11 protein-coding genes are annotated in these 15,703 nt (G+C 38.9%); all 11 read left to right on the forward strand.

Features of this window, described 5'->3' with window-relative positions:
- The first annotated feature begins 46 nt into the window (after positions 1–46).
- Complete coding sequence (locus DWX62_RS17510; RefSeq protein ID WP_151877266.1) at positions 47–1,165, forward strand: glycoside hydrolase family 76 protein; 1,119 nt, start codon at positions 47–49, stop codon at positions 1,163–1,165.
- Positions 1,166–1,179: 14 nt separating this feature from the next.
- Complete coding sequence (locus tag DWX62_RS17515) at positions 1,180–2,649, forward strand: glycoside hydrolase family 125 protein (protein ID WP_005829643.1); 1,470 nt, start codon at positions 1,180–1,182, stop codon at positions 2,647–2,649.
- A 69-nt stretch (positions 2,650–2,718) separates the two neighbouring features.
- Entirely contained in the window at positions 2,719–4,533 is a 1,815-nt protein-coding gene (locus DWX62_RS17520; protein ID WP_005829645.1) for a sugar-binding domain-containing protein, read from the forward strand.
- A 24-nt stretch (positions 4,534–4,557) separates the two neighbouring features.
- Positions 4,558–5,943: a sulfatase gene (locus tag DWX62_RS17525; protein ID WP_005829647.1), complete on the forward strand. Its 1,386-nt coding sequence runs from the start codon at positions 4,558–4,560 to the stop codon at positions 5,941–5,943.
- A 12-nt stretch (positions 5,944–5,955) separates the two neighbouring features.
- Positions 5,956–8,121, forward strand: a complete 2,166-nt coding sequence (locus tag DWX62_RS17530) for a GH92 family glycosyl hydrolase (protein ID WP_005829649.1) — start codon at positions 5,956–5,958, stop codon at positions 8,119–8,121.
- Between the two features lie 63 nt (positions 8,122–8,184).
- Positions 8,185–9,798 (forward strand): arylsulfatase, encoded by a 1,614-nt coding sequence (locus tag DWX62_RS17535; protein WP_207806027.1) that lies wholly within the window; start codon positions 8,185–8,187, stop codon positions 9,796–9,798.
- Between the two features lie 48 nt (positions 9,799–9,846).
- Positions 9,847–11,412, forward strand: coding sequence for a sulfatase-like hydrolase/transferase (locus DWX62_RS17540; protein ID WP_005829653.1), 1,566 nt, complete (start codon positions 9,847–9,849; stop codon positions 11,410–11,412).
- Between the two features lie 46 nt (positions 11,413–11,458).
- Entirely contained in the window at positions 11,459–12,682 is a 1,224-nt protein-coding gene (locus DWX62_RS17545; RefSeq protein WP_005829655.1) for an anaerobic sulfatase-maturation protein, read from the forward strand.
- A gap of 42 nt (positions 12,683–12,724) precedes the next feature.
- Positions 12,725–13,858 (forward strand): aldose epimerase family protein, encoded by a 1,134-nt coding sequence (locus tag DWX62_RS17550; RefSeq protein ID WP_005829656.1) that lies wholly within the window; start codon positions 12,725–12,727, stop codon positions 13,856–13,858.
- Between the two features lie 183 nt (positions 13,859–14,041).
- Positions 14,042–14,521: a 2-C-methyl-D-erythritol 2,4-cyclodiphosphate synthase gene (gene ispF, locus DWX62_RS17555; RefSeq protein ID WP_005829658.1), complete on the forward strand. Its 480-nt coding sequence runs from the start codon at positions 14,042–14,044 to the stop codon at positions 14,519–14,521.
- A gap of 31 nt (positions 14,522–14,552) precedes the next feature.
- A complete protein-coding gene (locus DWX62_RS17560; protein ID WP_117878998.1) occupies positions 14,553–15,569 on the forward strand; it encodes a metallophosphoesterase family protein in 1,017 nt (338 codons plus the stop codon).
- Positions 15,570–15,703 lie beyond the last annotated feature (134 nt).

Below are 15,703 nucleotides of genomic sequence, written 5' to 3' on the forward strand. Positions count from 1 at the left end.
CAGTTTGGCTGGTTGTAATGTGGAGAATAATGAAAAAAACAGTGGAATGGAGAAAAATGTCTGTTTAGAGAGAGCCCGGATACTTCTGGACTCCCTCTATCAGAACTATTCTATTCCGAATTCGTGCTTGCTGCGGGAAACATTTCCTTTTGACAAAGCTTCTGAAAAGATTTTGTTTGATAAACGGAACAGCATTCCCAAAGACTATTCTTATTTATGGCCTTATTCGGGTACCTTCTCAGCTGTGAATGCTTTATACGAGGCTACACGGGATAAAAAACTTTATAGATTGTTGAAGGAAAAAGTATTGTCCGGTTTAGAAGAATATTATGATATAAAAAGAGAACCACATGCCTATGCGTCGTATGTGACGTTTGTTCATCAATCGGATCGTTATTATGATGATAATATATGGATAGGCATTGAGTTTACAAATCTGTATATGTTAACAAGGGATAAGGAGTACTTGGGCAAAGCCAAGATGATTTGGAGTTTTATTCTTAGTGGCATGGATGATACATTTGATGGAGGCATCTATTGGTGTGAACAAAAGAAGTTTTCAAAGAATACTTGTACCAATGCTCCTGCTTCGGTGCTTGCATTCAAACTTTTTGAAGCAACTCAAGACAGTACTTATTTTTATCAGGGAAAGGAAATGTATAGTTGGACAAAGGAACATCTTCAAGACAAGACTGATTATTTGTATTTTGATCGGATAAATATTGACGGAAGTGTTGGACCGGCAAAGCATGCTTATAATAGCGGACAAATGATGCAGTCTGCGGCGATTCAATATAAGTTGACAAAAGATACGGTATATCTTATCGATGCCCAGAAAATAGCAAAGTCATGTTATGATTATTTTTTTAGAGACTATGTAACGGCAAGTGGAAAGCAGATCCGTTTATTGAAAAAGGGAGATGTATGGTTTTCTGCCGTTATGTTACGAGGTTTTGCAGAGTTATATAGTTTGGATAAAAATGATATGTATGTGACGGAATTTGCTAAAAGTCTGGATTATGCATGGCTTCATGCAAGAGATGAATATGGCTTGTTTGGTGTGGATTATAGTGGAGAATGTTGCGACCCGAAAAAATGGTTGTTGACGCAGGCTGCTATGGTAGAAATGTATGCACGCCTTGCAATCTTAAATTGTAATCTATAAATTATAAAGAAAAAATGAAAAATAGAAGTATTAGTTTTTATATATTGGCCATGGTATTGGCTACTGGAAGCAATGCTCAGGCTTCAGATTATGTATTGTCCAAAGATAATACACATGTAGCTACTACAGCTCTAAAATATAAGACCAAACGCCCTTTACTTCAAGATAGACTATTTGTTTCTCAAGCTGTAGAGGCCGAAATACGCAGAATTAAAAGTGAGTTGACTAATCCTAAACTGGCGTGGATGTTTGAAAATTGTTTCCCGAATACGTTAGATACTACAGTGCGTTATAGGAAAACAGATGGTAAGGATGATACGGTTGTCTATACTGGAGATATACATGCTATGTGGCTTCGTGATTCGGGTGCGCAAGTATGGCCTTATGTACAGCTGGCTAATCAAGATCCAGAGTTGAAGGCGATGCTTGCAGGGGTTATTCGGCGGCAGTTCAAGTGCATTAATATAGATCCCTATGCGAATGCATTTTTGGACCCTTATGACCCCAATCCGGATCATCAGTGGATGCGGGATATGACTGACATGAAAGAGGGGTTGCACGAAAGGAAATGGGAAATAGATTCTCTTTGTTATCCTCTACGATTGGCTTATCATTATTGGAAAACGACTGGTGATATAAGTATATTTGATGAAGAATGGCTACAAGCTATTGAAAATATTCTGAAAACTTTTAAGGAGCAACAACGTAAAAATGGAGTAGGTCCTTATAGATTTCAGCGTAGAACAGAACGGCAATTGGATACAATGAACAATAATGGATTGGGTAATCCAGTGAATCCAGTTGGCTTGATTGTATCTTGTTTCAGACCTTCAGATGATGCGACAACTTATCAATTCTTGATTCCATCTAATTTCTTTGCAGTAACATCTTTGCGTAAGGCTGCTGAGATTTTGGTAACAGTGAATAAGGAAACGGCTATGTCTGAGGAGTGTGTGCATTTGGCACAGGAAGTGGAGGATGCTCTTAGGAGATATGCGGTCTGCAATCATCCCCAGTATGGACAGATATATGCATTTGAAGTCGATGGTTTTGGAAATCAATATTTGATGGATGACTCTAATGCTCCGAGTCTTTTGTCAATGGCATATTTGGGAGATGTGGATGTCAATGATCCTATATATCAGAATACACGGAAGTTTGTGTGGAGTAAGGATAATCCTTATTTCTTCAAGGGAACGGCTGGTGAAGGAATAGGTGGTCCCCATATTGGCTATGATATGATATGGCCCATGAGTATTATGATGAAAGCATTTACGAGCCAGGATGATAAGGAAATTGTATGGTGTGTTAAGACGCTTATGAATACAGATGCAGATACAGGTTTCATACACGAATCTTTTCATAAGGATAATCCTGCTAATTTTACTCGTGCATGGTTTGCATGGCAAAATACACTGTTTGGTGAGTTAATATTGAAACTGGTGAATGAAGGTAAGACTGATTTACTGAACAGTATTCAATAAGGGATTGCTATAGTTATAGACATAATTACTATTATAGAATTTATAAACACTTAATAATATTGGTATCAGATGAAAACTAAATTAATATTTATTGCATTCTTATTTTTAAGTATATCTATGTCGGCTCAGTGGAAACCTGCAGGTGATAAGATTAAGACTGCATGGGCGGAAACGCTTAATCTTGATAATATACTTTCGGAATATCCCCGTCCTATTATGGAACGGGACAGCTGGTTGAACCTTAACGGGTTATGGGAATATGCGATTTTACCCTTCGGACAAAAAGAACCACAAAAATTTGATGGAAAGATACTTGTTCCTTTTGCTGTTGAATCAAGTCTTTCTGGTGTGCAGAAAGAATTGGGTAAAGAGAAAGAATTGTGGTATAAGAGAACTTTCAATATTCCTTCTAGCTGGAGAGGTAAGAATATTCTTTTACATTTTGGAGCAGTTGACTGGAAAGCGGAGATATATTTGAATGATGTGAAAATTGGTACACATACAGGGGGATATGTACCGTTTAAATTTGATATAACTCCTTTTTTGACATCAGGTAGCCAGAAGCTTGTAGTGAAGGTTTGGGATCCTACAAATGAATCGTATATACCTAGAGGGAAACAAGTAAAGAATCCCCATGCTATTTGGTACACTCCGGTTTCTGGTATTTGGCAAACGGTATGGTTAGAGCCGGTAAGTAGCAAATATATATCTAATGTAGTTTCTGTTGCAGATATTGATAATAAGAACTTGAAAGTGAAAGTTGGTACACAAAACACTACATCGTCGGATGTCGTGCAGATTGTATTGAAGGAACAGAATACCATAGTGGCAATGACTAAGGGTGTTGTAGGGGAAACATTGGAACTTGCTCTTGCAGATGTTAAGTTATGGTCTCCGGAATCTCCCTTCTTATATGATTTGGAGGTAACTTTGTTAGATAAGGGGAAGAAGACTGATAAAGTTAAGAGTTATGCTGCAATGCGTAAAATCTCAATGCATAAGGATAAGGATGGTATTATGCGTATGCAGCTCAATAATAAAGACTGTTTCCAGTTTGGTCCCTTGGATCAAGGTTGGTGGCCAGATGGATTATATACAGCTCCGACAGACGAAGCTCTGGCATATGATATTGAGAAAACGAAAGATTGGGGGTTCAATATGATTCGTAAGCATATAAAGGTAGAGCCTGCACGCTGGTATACGCATTGCGATCGTCTAGGTATTCTTGTGTGGCAAGATATGCCGAGTGGTGATAATTCTCCTAAATGGATTCAATATAATTATTTTGATGGTAAGGAGAACGAACGCTCCATTGAATCAGAAGAGAATTTTAAGAAAGAATGGAGAGAAATAATGGACTATCTTATGCCATATCCCTCTATTGTTGTTTGGGTTCCTTTCAATGAGGCTTGGGGACAATTCAAAACAAAAGAAATAGCAGAATGGACAGAGTATTATGACCCTTCCCGATTGGTAAATGCTGCTAGTGGTGGTAATCATTATTATAAGGTGGGTGATATTTTGGATATACATCGGTATCCCCGGCCGGAGTTGATGATGTATGAACCCACTCAGGTAAATGTGGTTGGGGAATATGGTGGTATTGGCTTACCTATGAAGGGGCACCTTTGGCAACCTAATAAGAACTGGGGATATGTGCAGTTTAAAAACACTAAAGAAGTTACTGATGAATATGTAAAGTTTGGGGAAAGCTTGCTTGAACTTGTCCCTAGAGGGGTGTCGGGTGCTGTTTATACACAAACGACCGATGTTGAGGTGGAAGTGAATGGACTGATGACTTATGATCGCAAGGCCATAAAAATAGAGGAAGAAAGAGTTAGAGAAATTAATAAAAAAATATGTAACTCTTTATCTGCAGAATAAAGGTATAATATTGATAATTTAGATATGGATGTTATGAATATCTGTAAAACGCAATTGTTGGTGATGGCTGGTGTAACTCTTTCGAGTATATCCGCGGTAGCCCAGAATACACTTCCCAATATTATTTTGGTTATAGCTGATGATTGCCGTATGGGGGATCTCGGTTGCTATGGGAGTCCGGATGCCGTAACTCCTAATATTGATAGAATTGCATCTGAAGGTTTGAAATTCAACCGATTTTTTCAGGCTACGGCTATGAGCTCCCCTACCAGACATTGTTTGTTGACAGGACTTTATCCAGTGAAGTCGGGTGCATATCCTAATCATACATTTATTGATGAAGGAGTTAAGACGCTTCCGTATTATTTGAAAAAGGCAGGTTATCGGGTAGCCATGCAAGGTAAACGGCATATTGCTCCTTTGGAGGCATTCCCTTTTGAGTATTTGAGTGGTGACTATAAAAATCTGAATATTCCGGATTTAGAGCTTTTTATTGCTGATGTTGCAGTAAAGAAACAAGCTTTCTTTTTGTATCTGGCTTCAAATGATCCACACTCTCCTTGGACAAGAGGCAATCGGTCGCTTTTTGATGCAGAGAAGTTGACGCTTCCTCCAACACTTGTCGATACAAAAGAGACAAGGAAGAATTATGCTAATTATCTTGCCGAAATTAATCAGCTGGATACGGATGTTGGCAAAATTGATGCACTTATTAAGAAATATAATCTGGATGAAAACACAGTGTTTATATTTACAAGTGAACAAGGGCATCAATTTCCGTTTGCCAAATGGACTTGTTATGATGCTGGTTTGCAAACTGGCTTTATTGTACGTTGGAAAGGGGTCACTATGCCTGGAAGTGAAACGGATGCCATGTGTGAATATGTAGATGTCACACCTACCCTGCTTGATATTGCTGGTGCATCAGTGCCCAAAGGTCTTGATGGAAAAAGTTTTCTGCCTGTGATAAAAGGAAAAAAGACAAATAAGGAATATGTATTTGGCATACAAACAACGAGGGGCATTGCGAATGGGGCAGATTATTACGGTATTCGCAGTGTGAGAAATGACAAATTCAGCTATATATTAAATTTAACTCCGGAGGTGCCTTTCCAGAATATAATCACTCGCAAACAAGATCCTGTATGGTTTTCATGGATAAATGAAGCGGAAAATGATATATTTGCAAAACAGCAAATCCATAAATATCAATATCGTCCTAAAGAAGAATTATATGATATAATAAACGACCCTTATCAAATGCATAACTTGATTGATGATGTAAAATATGCATCTGAAGTGAAAAAGTTGCGTCGGCAATTGCAGAGATGGATGGACTCACAAGGTGATAAGGGGCAAGAAACTGAAATGAGAGCTTTGGAGCATAAATGGAATCCCAAGAAACATTAAAAATACAATAAGATGAAACTTGTCAAATATATTATCTTGCTAAATATGCTATGCGTTTTAGTTGGTTGTTCTGTCGCTAAAAAATCGAACCGATTGACTGATTATGTTAATCCCTTTATCGGAACTGCAACTTTGTGGGATAGTACTGAATTAGGGTATAAGCCAACCAGACGGGCGTGGGGAGCTGAAGTCTATCCAGGTGCCTCTTTGCCGAACTCAATGGTACAAGTAACTCCCGTAACAATGTGGCGGAGTGGTTCGGGTTACCAATATGAAGATACTGTTATATATGCTTTTGTACATACTAGTAAGGGACATTGGAATCTCTGTTATGTTCCATTTATTGGTGTTAGTGGAGAAGTGGAACCTAAGACGTATTATTCCAGTTATAGTCATGAACATGAATCGGCCAGTCCCGGTTATTATCAAGTTTACCTTGAAAAATATGATATAAATGCTGAGGTAACTTCTACATTGCGTTGTGCCTATCATAAATATACCTATAAGGACGGTAAGAATAAAAAACTCTTGGCTGATCTTGCTCGTTCGAATGAACATGTAAAAGATTGGAAATTGGAAAAAAGGGATAATAATGTTTTTATAGGATATCAGAAAGCCGGATCTACTTTCTACTTCTATGCGGTAACTAATCATAAAATTCGTAATATAGAATCCTTGAAAGATGATGAAACAGAAGTTAGTGTTGTGAATTTCTTAGATAATGATGATATAGCGGAACCGCTTGAGCTAAAAGTGGGATTTTCTTATGTCAGTGTAGAAAATGCCAAAGAAAATTTAGAAAGTGAAATGTTGGCTAAGAGTTTTAGTCAGGTAAGAACTGAAGCAGAGGAATCATGGGAAAAATTGTTGTCTAAGATACGTGTAATTGGAGGTACGGAAGAAGAAAAAGAGACATTCTATTCTACTTTTTACCGCTCGTTCCTATGGCCCATTCTTCTTAGTGATGCAAATGGAGAATTTGTGGATGCAAATGGAAATACCGTAAATAAAGGTTTTCGCTATTATAGCAATCCATCTTTTTGGGATGATTATCGTAATAAATTGATTTTATTGGGAATGATTTCACCTGATGTGGCAACAGATGTTATAAAATCAATAACGGATAGAGGAAAAATCGGTGGGTTTATGCCTACCTTTTTCCACGGTGATCATGCGTCAACATTTGTAACAGGTAGTTATTTGAGGGGAATACGTGATTTTGATGTACAGGCAGCTTATGAATTATTGCTTAATAATGCTTTTGTGGAAGGTAGTGGTAAAGGTCCAATGGGGGGGAGACGTTTCATTAAAGAATATATGGAGCAAGGATGGATTTCGGAAGATGATATTACGAACCCTAAATTGGAAACTGTAGCTAAAGCTGCTGTAACTAAAACACAAGAGTATGCTTATGATGACTACGCTACTGCACTTTTAGCTAAAGAGTTGGGCGATAGCGAAAACTATGAAAAATTAATGAAAAGGACTGATAGTTACAAACATCTTTTCGACCCCTCAACCCAGTTTATGCGCGGACGTTTGAAAGATGGAACATGGATTACACCATTTGATCCTAAAAGACCTTTTTATGAATATATGTACCGTGAAGCGAATGGTTGGCAATCTACATTCTTTGCTCCGCATGATTCGGAGGGATTCATAGCACTTTATCCAAGTAAGAAAGCATTTGAAAACAAGCTTGATTCTTTGTTTATGATCCCATGGGATGGGTATGAGGCTCATAATTTGACAACTTTTATTGGACAATATTGCCATGGAAACCAGCCGGGGCACAGTTCTATATATATGTATTATTTTGTGGATAAGCAGGAAAAAGCGCAGAAACTTTTGAATAGAGTTCTGAATGGTTATTATAGGATGGGACCTAAGAAATTGGCTTATTCTGGTATGGATGATGCTGGTGAGATGTCATCTTGGTATGTTTTGAATGCTATCGGTCTGTATACTTACTCGCCAGCTGATCCAGAATATATTGTGACTGTTCCTTTATTTGAGAAGGTTATTTTTAATCTGGATGGGACGGATTTCATAATAACTAGGAAAGGAGCTGGAGAGAAGATAAATGAGATTAGATATGGAGAGAAAATATTAGATAGTTATTTCATATCTCATAGTCAATTGAAAGAAGGTAAGGAACTGATAATCGTAACCAATTAAATATAAAATATAATGAATAAGTTATTACATACAACAGCTTTCGGGGCTTTAACATTGACTTCCATGTATGCTTATGCCCAGCAGGATAACCGTCCGAATATAATAGTAATTCTTGCCGATGATTTAGGCTACTCTGATATGGGGTGTTATGGAGGAGAAATTCAGACCCCCAACTTGGATAAGTTGGCACAAGAAGGGATAAGATTCAATAGTTTTTATAATGCAAGTCGTAGTTGTCCTACGCGGGCATCTTTACTTACTGGATTGTATCCTCATCAAGCGGGTATCGGACGGATGACATTTAATGATAACTTGCCGGGGTATAGAGGACAATTGACAGAGAATGGAGTTACTATAGCAGAGGTTCTGAAAGAGGCTGGTTACCAAACAGGAATGGTAGGTAAATGGCATATCGCTGAAACTCCATTGAAGTCTGACCAGCGTGAATGGCTTGCTCATCATGTGTACCATGAAGATTTTGCCGATAAGGCATGTTACCCGGTTAATCGTGGATTCGATGATTTTTATGGGATTATTTATGGCGTTGCAAATTATTTTGATCCATTCAGTTTAGTCAATGGTGACATTCCGGTAAGAAATGTACCTAAAGATTATTATATAACACGTGCCTTGTCTGATAGTGCTGTATCTTATGTAAATAGATATGCGAATGCAGATAAACCTTTTTTTCTTTATCTGTCGTATACCGCTCCTCATTGGCCGTTGCATGCTCTTCCTGAGGATATAAAAAAATATGAGAATACTTATAAAGTAGGATGGGACGCTATTAGGGAGAAACGTTATGAGAGAATGAAAGAACTGGGTATATTTTCAGGTGCAGATAATTTTCTGACTACTCGTCAAAGTCCTAAAAAATGGGAAGATAATCCGACTAAAGAATGGGATGCAAGAGCAATGGCTGTACATGCTGCCATGGTGGATAGAATGGATCAGGGAATTGGTGAACTGATAGATGCTTTAGAGAAGAATAATCAATTAGACAATACATTGATTTTGTTTTTGTCCGATAATGGTTGTAGTAGTGAGGTTTGTCAAAACTACAGCGAAGGAGAGAATGACCGTCCGGATATGACTCGCATTGGAGAAAAGATTATTTATCCTCGTAAGAAAGAAGTTTTGCCGGGTTCCGAGCTTTCTTATGCATCTATCGGGCCGATATGGGCTAATGTTGCTAATACGCCGTTCCGTTTTTGGAAAGCGAAATCTTATGAGGGAGGAATCAATACACCTTTGATAGCCTTCTGGCCCAAAGGTATAAATAAAGGAAAAGGGGGAATTACAAATCAGCCGGGACATGTAATAGATATAATGGCTACGTGCATTGACTTGGCAAAGGCCAAATATCCAAAAAAATATCAAGGCAATTCAATTCTTCCGTTGGAAGGAAAGAGTCTTGTTCCTATTTTAAAGGGTAGTAAAAGGAAGGGACATGAATATTTGGGCTTCGAACATTTCAATGAAAAAGCTTTTATTGCTAAAGACGGATGGAAAATAATTCAGCCAGGTAACAAAGCACAGTGGGAACTGTATAATCTTAATGAGGACAGAACCGAAATGCACAATGTTGCTGACAAATATCCAGATAGGTTAGCGAAGATGCAAAAACAATATGAAGAATGGGCGAAACGCTGTATGGTTGTTCCTTCTCCTAAATAATAAAACACTTGTGAAATAATTTGTATTGAATAATAACTATATTTGATTATGCAAAGTAATGTTAGGCAGAAAATCTTGGCAGGAGTTTCAGTTTCAGTTTCAGTTTTATCTTCTATCTCTGCACAGGAAGTAACGAAGGAGCCCAATATCATCATTATTATGGCAGATCAATTGCGTGTTGATTTGTTACAACGGGAAGGATATCCGCTGAACACGATGCCTTTTGCCGATAATCTGGCCAAAAATGGTACATGGTTTGACTGTGCTTATACCTCTGCTCCAGCCAGTGGTCCGGCACGTGTTTCAATGTTGACCGGAAGATTTCCGAGTGCGACCCATGTTAAGTCCAATCATAATATAAAAGATGCCTACTATACAAAGGATCTTTTTGATGTAGCTAAAGAAAAAGGATACACCACTGCTATGGTTGGAAAAAATCACTCACATCTTACTGCTGACCGGGTGGATTATTGGAGTCCGTATAATCACGGTGGACAGGAGTCAAGGAACAAGAGTGAGAAAGGAAAGGCTTTTGACCGGTATTTGGGAACTCTGGATATGTATGCCAGTATGGAACCATCCCCTTATGGAGTAGAAGCGCAGTTGCCTTATCGGATGGTAGATGATGCTTGTCATTGGATTGATTCGCATAAGGATAAACCTTTTCTGATGTGGTTTTCGATTGCTGAGCCTCATAATCCTTATCAAGTTTGCGAGCCCTATTATTCAATGTTTCCTCCAGAATCACTTCCTGAAATGGGAAGTTCAGCCAAAGATTTAAATACTAAAGGCGAGGAATATCAATTATTAGCCGAAATGATGGCACAAGGGCATGTCGGATATAGGGAAAATCTGCAGCGCTTACGTTCAAATTATCACGGAATGTTGCGTATGATAGATGACCAATTGTCACGCTTTGTCGGGGAACTGAAGAAAAACGGAGTATATGATAATACGATAATTATATTTGTTGCAGATCATGGTGACTATGTAGGCGAATACGGTTTAATGAAAAAAGGGGTAGGACTTGATGATGTTCTTACGCGTATTCCTATGCAGTGGACTGGTCCTGGTATTAAAGCATCTGCTATTCCTCACAATGCTCATGTGAGTATTATTGATATTTTTCCTACTATTTGTGAAATAATAGGAGCTGAAATTCCAATGGGAGTGCAGGGACGTAGTCTTTGGCCGCTCTTACAAGGGAAAGAATATCCGGAACAAGAATTCAGAAGCGTCATGGCTCAAGATGGATTTGGCGGAATGTATTATACGAAGGTGGATGCCACGGACTATAGGGAAGAGGGGGCAGTAGGTAAAAAGGGATTATTTTTTGATGAACTTAATACATGGACACAAAGTGGAACGATGCGCATGCTCCGGAAGGGGGATTGGAAACTGGTTTATGATATGAATGCTAATGGTCAACTTTATAATCTCAAAGCGGATCCTTCAGAACTGAATAATTTGTTTTCTGACAAGAAATTTAATAAAGTAAAAAATGAAATGATAGAGGAACTTTTGAGATGGGATATTTCAACGCATGACCCTTTGCCAATACCACGCCAGCGTTATCGTTTTAGGAGAAATGAACACAATTATTTGTTTCATTGAGCTTGTATATTTATTTGTGTAATATTTTATTTTAGTTGTAGAAGATATGGCAATTTTCGCACCATTTGCCCATCCGTTGTATGTAATGCTTAAACCGGTTGGTGCTGTATGCAATCTAGCTTGTAGTTATTGTTATTATTTGGAAAAGTCTAAATTGTATAAAGATGAGCCGAAACATGTAATGAATGACAAGCTATTAGAGAAGTTTATTGAGGAATATATCAATTCTCAAACTATGCCTCAGATTCTTTTCACGTGGCATGGAGGAGAAACATTGATGCGTCCCCTTGCTTTTTATAAGAGGGCTATGGAGTTGCAGCAGAAGTATGCTCACGGAAGAACAATTAGCAATTGCATACAGACTAATGGTACATTGTTGACTGACGAATGGTGCGAATTTTTAAAAAAGAATGATTGGCTTGTAGGGGTGTCTATTGATGGCCCTCAAGAGTTTCATGACAGATATCGAAGGAATAAGCAGGGACAACCCTCTTTTGTGAAGGTGATGAAGGGAATCCATTTATTGAATAAATATGGGGTTGATTGGAATGCTATGGCTGTTGTTAATAATCTCAACGCAGACTATCCGTTGGAGTTTTATAATTTCTTTAAAGAGATAGGATGTCGTTATATACAGTTTACTCCTATTGTCGAACGTATTTTTAGGCATAATGACGGACGCCTATTGGCTACAATTGGAGAGGATACTCCTGAATTGATGGAATTTTCTGTTACGCCTGAACAATGGGGAAATTTCTTATGTACTATTTTTGAGGAATGGGTGCATAATGATGTCGGTGAGTATTACATACAGTTATTTGACGCAACTTTGGCGAATTGGGTCGGTGAAAATCCAGGCATATGCACAATGGGAAAAACGTGCGGGCATGCAGGGGTAATGGAGTTTAATGGTGATGTGTATTCATGTGACCATTTTGTGTTCCCTCAGTATAAATTAGGAAATATTTATTCAAAAACATTGATAGAGATGTTTTATGGAGAGAAGCAATTGGAATTTGGACAAAACAAGTATAGGTCTTTACCAAGACAATGTAAAAACTGTAAATTCTTATTTGCTTGTAATGGTGAATGTCCAAAGAACCGGTTTTGTAAAACTGAATTGGGTGAGTCTGGGTTAAATTATTTATGTAAAGGATATTATCAATTTTTTGATTATGTGGCTCCGTATATGAATTTCATGAAAAACGAATTAAATAATAAACGGCCTCCTGCCAATATTATGGAGGCAATTAGAGCCTCTTCTATTTAGGTAGGGTCGCGAATTTGAATAAATTTATAGCAAAGAAAGAATATGAAGGGATATTTGTTTACTTTTATAATGCTTCTGTCTCTGTTTTCATGTGTTCCAAAAGACAGTGGGAAAATTTCGTTGTTAAACGCATCTGCTTTTGAAAAGGAGGTGAATGGTAAACTTGTTTCATTGTATACGATAGACTCTGGTAATGGACTTGTTGTACAAGTCACTAATTTGGGGTTACGGGTTGTTTCTATTTGGACGGCTGATAAAGATGGAGAGTATGCAGATGTAGCTGTAGGTTATGAAAATATAGATCGCTATTTGAATAATGAAGGGGAACGTTTCTTGGGTTCTATTGTAGGAAGATATGCCAATCGTATTTCAAAAGGAAGGTTTATGATAGACAGTGTACAATATCAATTGCCTCTTAATAATAATGGACAAACCCTTCATGGAGGATTGAAAGGATTAGATATGAGAGTATGGAATGTTGATAGGATTTCTGATAAGTCCATTGATTTTTCATACGTTTCACCGGATAATGAGGAAGGATTTCCTGGTACGCTTAATATTAAGGTTCGTTACTCTGTGACATCTGAAAATGAATTTAAAATTATATATGAAGCTACTACGGATAAGCCGACGGTTGTAAACTTGTCTAATCATGCCTTTTTTAATTTGAAAGGTGAGTCTGGTGGAACGATTACTGACCATATCTTGACCATTAATGCTGATAGCATAACCTTGGTTGATAGCTTATTGATTCCTACAGGAGAGATTGTCTCGGTAGATGGAACTCCGTTTGATTTTCGTAATCCAGTAGTGATAGGAAGCAGGATAAATATGGAGGATGAGCAGTTACGGAATGGTTTGGGGTATGATCATAATTGGGTGCTGAAGAGAACTGAGGCGAAAGTAAGATTGATAGCTTCTTTGTACGAACCGCAAAGTGGGCGTTTGATGGAGGTGTATACTGACCAGCCCGGGTTACAGTTTTATAGTGGGAATTTTTTTAATGGTGAGGTGAAAGGTAAATATGGTGAAACTATAAAATATAGAGAGGCCTTAGCTTTGGAAACCCAAAAGTTCCCGGATAGTCCTAATCATGTGAATTTCCCTTCAACTTATTTGTCTCCGGAAGAAAAATATACTCATACTTGTATTTATAAATTTAGCGTAAAGAAGTAGGTAAAAAACAATAGGTATTAGATTTTAAGAATAATTTGTTTTTAAAGGAATTGCTTACGCTATTCAACTGAAATATATCATTTGGATGGCTTGGCAGTTCCTTTTTTCATTTAAAAGAAGATGAAAATTTTTCTTTTCAGATATAAATTCCGTACTTTCGTGTCAACTTAAAGAAGCAACGATATGAAGATACGTGTAGGTTTTGGCTTTGACGTCCACCAGCTGGTGGCAGGGCGCGAGCTTTGGCTAGGCGGTATTCGCTTGGAACATGAAAAGGGATTGTTGGGGCACTCGGATGCGGACGTGCTCATCCATACTATCTGTGACGCATTGCTGGGAGCGGCGAATATGCGTGACATCGGCTATCATTTTCCTGATACTGCCGGTGAGTTTAAGAACATAGACAGCAAGATTCTGCTAAAGAAAACAATAGAATTGATAGCTACCAAAGGCTATTCGGTAGGTAACATTGATGCCACCATCTGCGCTGAGCGGCCTAAGTTGAAGGCCTATATTCCCGAAATGCAGCGTACGCTTGCCGCGGTGATGGGAATAGATGAGGATGCCATCTCCATCAAGGCCACCACCACGGAGAAACTTGGCTTTACGGGCAGAGAGGAAGGTATATCCGCCTATGCCACTGTATTGATAGTAAAGGAATAATAATATCAACTCAATTTAATCATCCACTTATATGAAGAAAATCTCTTTGGCCTTTTGTCTGACACTTTTATCCTCCTTGTTCTGCCCGGCACAAGTATCGCCTTTGCAGTTCAACAAGAACGGAGAGTTTAAAATCGTCCAGTTTACAGACATCCACTTCAAGTATGGCAATCCGGCTTCGGATATTGCTTTGAAGCGTATTGGCGAGGTGCTTGATGCTGAGTGCCCCGATTTAGTAGTCTTTACCGGCGATATGGTTTATGCCGCACCTGCCGATACAGCCATGCGCAAGGTGCTTTCCTATGCTACGGACCGTAAGATTCCTTTTGTCGTAACCTTTGGCAACCACGACAACGAGCAGGGAAAAACACGTGCTGAGCTTTATGACGTTATCCGTTCCATGCCTTTCAATATCCAGCCCGACCGTGGCGGAGTAGAATCTCCCGACTATGTCCTCACACTGAAATCCTCGGACGGCAAGAAGGATGCAGCCCTGCTTTACTGTCTGGATTCCCATTCCTACTCCAAACTGCCCGATGTAAAAGGGTACGACTGGCTCACTTTCGACCAGGTGAACTGGTACCGCCAGCAGAGTGCCGCTTATAAAGCAAAAAACGGTGGGCAACCTTTGCCTGCACTGGCATTCTTTCATATCCCTCTGCCGGAATATAATGAAGCCGCTTCTGACGAGAACGCCATACTGATAGGTACCCGCATGGAAAAGGCTTGCGCTCCGGAACTGAATACGGGCATGTTCACTGCCATGAAAGAGGCCGGTGATGTGATGGGTATGTTTGTCGGGCACGACCATGACAACGACTATGCCGTGATGTGGAAAGGAATCCTTCTGGCCTACGGCCGCTTCACAGGTGGCAATACTGAGTACAACCACCTTCCCAACGGTGCACGTGTCATTGTGATGAAGGAAGGCGCCCGTACTTTCACCACCTGGATTCGTCTGAAAGGTGGTGAAATCATTGATAAGACGGTCTACCCCGACAGCTATGTGAAGGACGATTGGCGTAAGCGTCCGTTGGTGACGGAATAGACTGAAATGGAGAGCCTTATCCCATAATGGGTGGGAACCTATACTTTCCCGATAGAAACATTATTGTTTTTCATGTACGAGATGCACATCTTATGCTGCGTGAGATGTATATCTCGTACAGGATGAGATGTACA

Source organism: Bacteroides sp. AF20-13LB (genome assembly GCF_003603065.1).
Lineage (GTDB): Bacteria > Bacteroidota > Bacteroidia > Bacteroidales > Bacteroidaceae > Bacteroides > Bacteroides uniformis.